Genomic DNA, 3,654 nt, shown 5'->3' with positions numbered 1-3,654 from the left:
TATACTCGTGCAGATGCTTCAATTTTTTATCAGAGGGGAGGTTTTAGAGCACAAATTAATATTCAAAACCTTTTCAATACTCGTTATTTTGAAGCAGCTAGAGACCAGTTTCGTGTGATTCCAGGAGCACCTTTTACCATATTCGGTAGCCTTTCTTGGGAGTTTTAATCACGTGAGACTGTTTATCAGAATTTGGGTCGGACAGCTGGTCTCAACGATTGGCAGTTATATGACTGTTTTTGCCCTTATATTCTGGGTATGGGGGGTTTCAGGATCAGCAACTAGTTTAGCTTTAGTCACTTTTTTCTCGCAGCTGCCACGCATCTTCATCACACCTTTCGCAGGTGTTCTTGTTGATCGATTTCCCCGAAAACGATTGATGCTTTTAGGGGACTTTGTGGCCATGCTTTGCACTTTGCTGATCGTTTTTTTGTATTGGAGTAACCAACTGCAGATTTGGCATCTTTACGGGGTAGTTGCGGTGTATGGTTGCTTTGGTCAAATTCAGACTTTAGCCTACTCCACTTCAATTGCCTTACTCGTGAACAAGGAGCACTATACTCGCGCAGAAAGTTTAGTGGCAGCAGTCAATTACAGTGGAGCCATCTTTTCTCCTATTTTGGCAGGCAGTCTTTATCCGTTAATTGGAGTACAGGGAATCATTGGTATTGACTTAATTACTTTTGTAGTGGCCTTTGTATTGCTTTTCACAGCTGATATTCCTTCAACAACAAACCTTGCTATCCAGGGTGACGCTCCTGAAACCAGTACGGAAATGAGTTGGTCCAATCTCACTTTTGGCTTTCGCTATATCTGGCGGCAGCCAGGATTGTTAGCTCTGGTCGTTGCTTTTTCCCTGTTTGCCCTTCCCAGTGATATGGGTAAGGCCCTGTATAATCCAATGATTTTGGCTCGCTCTGGTGGTGATTCGCATGCACTGGGGGTTGTGACAACTGCTGCAGGTTTGGGGGGAGTGCTTGGAGCATTATTTTTAAGCTGGCAAGGCGGTTTTAAGCAGCGTATTCATGGCCTTTTGCTGGGTTTTGCAGGCACGGCTTTTTGCAAAATATTATTGGGATTGGGACAAACGGTTGAGCTGTGGGTCGCGTCTCATTTCCTGGCCACATTGTTAATCCCGCTTTATTACAGTTCCAGTAACTCAATATGGTACGCAAAAGTTCCACCTGCTCTGCAAGGGAGGGTCTTAGCCGCTGATCAAATGATAGGACTTATGATTGGCGCGATCGCACCCATGATTGCTGGACCATTAGCCGATGGAATTTTCGAACCAGCGATGGCTGCTGAAGGGGGCTTAGCCCCTATCTTCGGCCCTTTATTTGGGACTGGACCAGGGGCAGGTATTGCCCTTCTATATACCCTGACGGCTTTCCTTATGCTTTGTGTTGGATTGGGTGGGTATGGTTTTCGGACGTTACGGGCAGTAGAAACTTTATTGCCGGACCACAGTTGAGGCTGCTCAATTTTGCAACTGTTTTATAGTGTTGGGCTATCATTACTTAAAAAAATATTAGCGATAATTGCATTAAAGCCTGAATAATCGGGAAAATCAAACTAGAAGCTGTCGTTTAGCTCAGTATATAAATAATTTGCTGATAAGTTTCAATATCCTGCTATTTAAGGGTGGTATTGATTTTTATCAAGACAATTTATCGGAAATTAACAGCTGAAAAGCTTCTCAATGATTTGTCTAAATGATATTATTTCCATATTACTTAATTGATAATAGTTCTCAATAGTTAGGTCTTTGTCTCCAAGATTTAGTTCATTTATTGACAACTGTATTTCATTTACTAGAGTTCAACAGCATTTCGATGAGGGATGGACTGTATGCAATGGAGTACCGATATTCCCTTTGCCAATTTCTAATACTTAACTGTTTGCATTGAGAAGGTCTGATTGAGCTGTTCGTTTCGATAGATGAGTTAGTGGCAACTGCTCCAATCTCCCCTGGCTGCCGGTTTCATCTATTTCGCATTTCGTAAATAGCCACATCCCAATAAGTCAGTTTGGGGATTTGGCAATCAAAATAGCTGACTCAAATGCTTATGACAACTTGAATGATCCTGGTAAACGATAAACCTTGTTGATGCTCAGGGGAGGCAGATAACTCCCTGTTTGCATCATTTGAAGGTTTTTTCCCACTACACCCTCGATCCGAATGCCCAAACGGAGACTTTAACCATTTCTGACTCAACTGGAGATTCTTCTATGCCGCTACCAGACCGTGTTATCACTGCTTTAGAGGATGCTTTAGATAACAACCTTCCTCCTGAAGTTCCGGGAGCTGCCATTGCTATCCTCACGCCCGAAGGGGAGTGGTTTGGGGCCAGTGGCGTGTCAGAGACCGCGAATAGTACGCCTCTGCAACCCGATGATCGGTTTGAAGCTGGAAGTATTACTAAAACGTATGTAGCCACTACCATTTTGCAGCTAGTGGAAGAAGGGCAACTTTCCCTTGATGACACACTGACGGATTGGTTGCCAACCCCGCTGGCGGATTTGGTGCCAAATGCTGATCAAATTACAATTAGGCAAATCTTGGGTCATACCAGCGGTATTGCGGATTACGTCGATGGTTTGACGGATCAAGCAATGAGTAATCCGACCCTCTTTTTACAAGAATGGACGCCTGAACAACTATTAGGATTTATCGACGGTGTTGCCCCATTGTTTGCCCCAGGAACTTCCTGGGAATACTCAAATACCAACTATATTCTTGCTGGATCGATTATTGAGGCCGTCACTGGGAACAGCTATGGCCAAGAAATTCGCGATCGCATCCTCAATACACTTGGACTTGAAAATACCTTCGTCTTTGGAGAAGAAGAGGTCCCTGGGGGCTATATTCCAAGTTACTGGGACTTTGACAGCAACGGTACCCTGGATGATCTAAGTGTTGTTAATCTATCTTGGACCGGATCAGCGGGCTCCATCATCTCTAATACCAAAGACCTAGCTGACTTTTTCGATGCGCTCCTCGTAGAAGGCAGACTGCTGCAGCCCCAGACCCTTGAGCAGATGCTTGATACTATTCCAGTGGACTCACCGAACTATGACTCCTATGGTTTAGGCATCGGCACCCTGGAGTCTCGTAACCGTTTTTGGTATGTCCATCGAGGACAAACGTTAGGCTTCCGCTCCAATCTTTGGTATTCCCCCTTAGAAGAGATTACCTACGTGGAACTGATCAATGGTCGTTCTAGCACTAATCTGGTCAGCGATTTATTGCCCACCTATCGACGGACAATTCAGCCTCCTACACCAGATATTGTGACCTATGAATTTGAATGGACGGGCCAAATTGCTGGTTTTAGTGTTGAGGGTGAGTTTAGCTACGACCTTAGCGAGTCCTATGAAGAGTGGATAGTTCGAGCAGAGAATTTGGAGTCCTTTGATATTTCCTTCTTTGACCCGGATGGCAACCTGCTAAGAACCTACGAAGATAATCATCTCACCTTCCCCGAGTTTAACTTTGCCTTTGATACCCATACCAAGCAGATTTTGACGGATGGTATTTTCACTGAGCCGGATGGTCTAAATGTAGGTGAAAAGACTGCGGTGGGTGATGGGTTTACTGGACTGAATCTTTGGAGCAAGTCGAAGGAGACGTCTTCTTCGTTGATTCATGTGGAT

The 3,654-nt window shown here is 44.5% G+C and carries 2 protein-coding genes; both read left to right on the top strand.

The features are described 5' to 3' along the window. Nucleotides 1-172 precede the first annotated feature (172 nt). Nucleotides 173-1,471, top strand: a complete 1,299-nt coding sequence (locus Q0991_RS14815) for an MFS transporter (RefSeq protein ID WP_299489546.1) — start codon at nt 173-175, stop codon at nt 1,469-1,471. A 674-nt stretch (nt 1,472-2,145) separates the two neighbouring features. Then, nucleotides 2,146-3,654: serine hydrolase domain-containing protein (locus tag Q0991_RS14810; RefSeq protein WP_299489544.1), on the top strand; the 1,509-nt coding region annotated here is incomplete at its 3' end.

Source organism: Acaryochloris sp. IP29b_bin.137, from assembly GCF_028285745.1.
Taxonomy (GTDB): Bacteria; Cyanobacteriota; Cyanobacteriia; order Thermosynechococcales; family Thermosynechococcaceae; genus Acaryochloris.
This window is presented reverse-complemented; position numbering and strand designations above follow the sequence as displayed.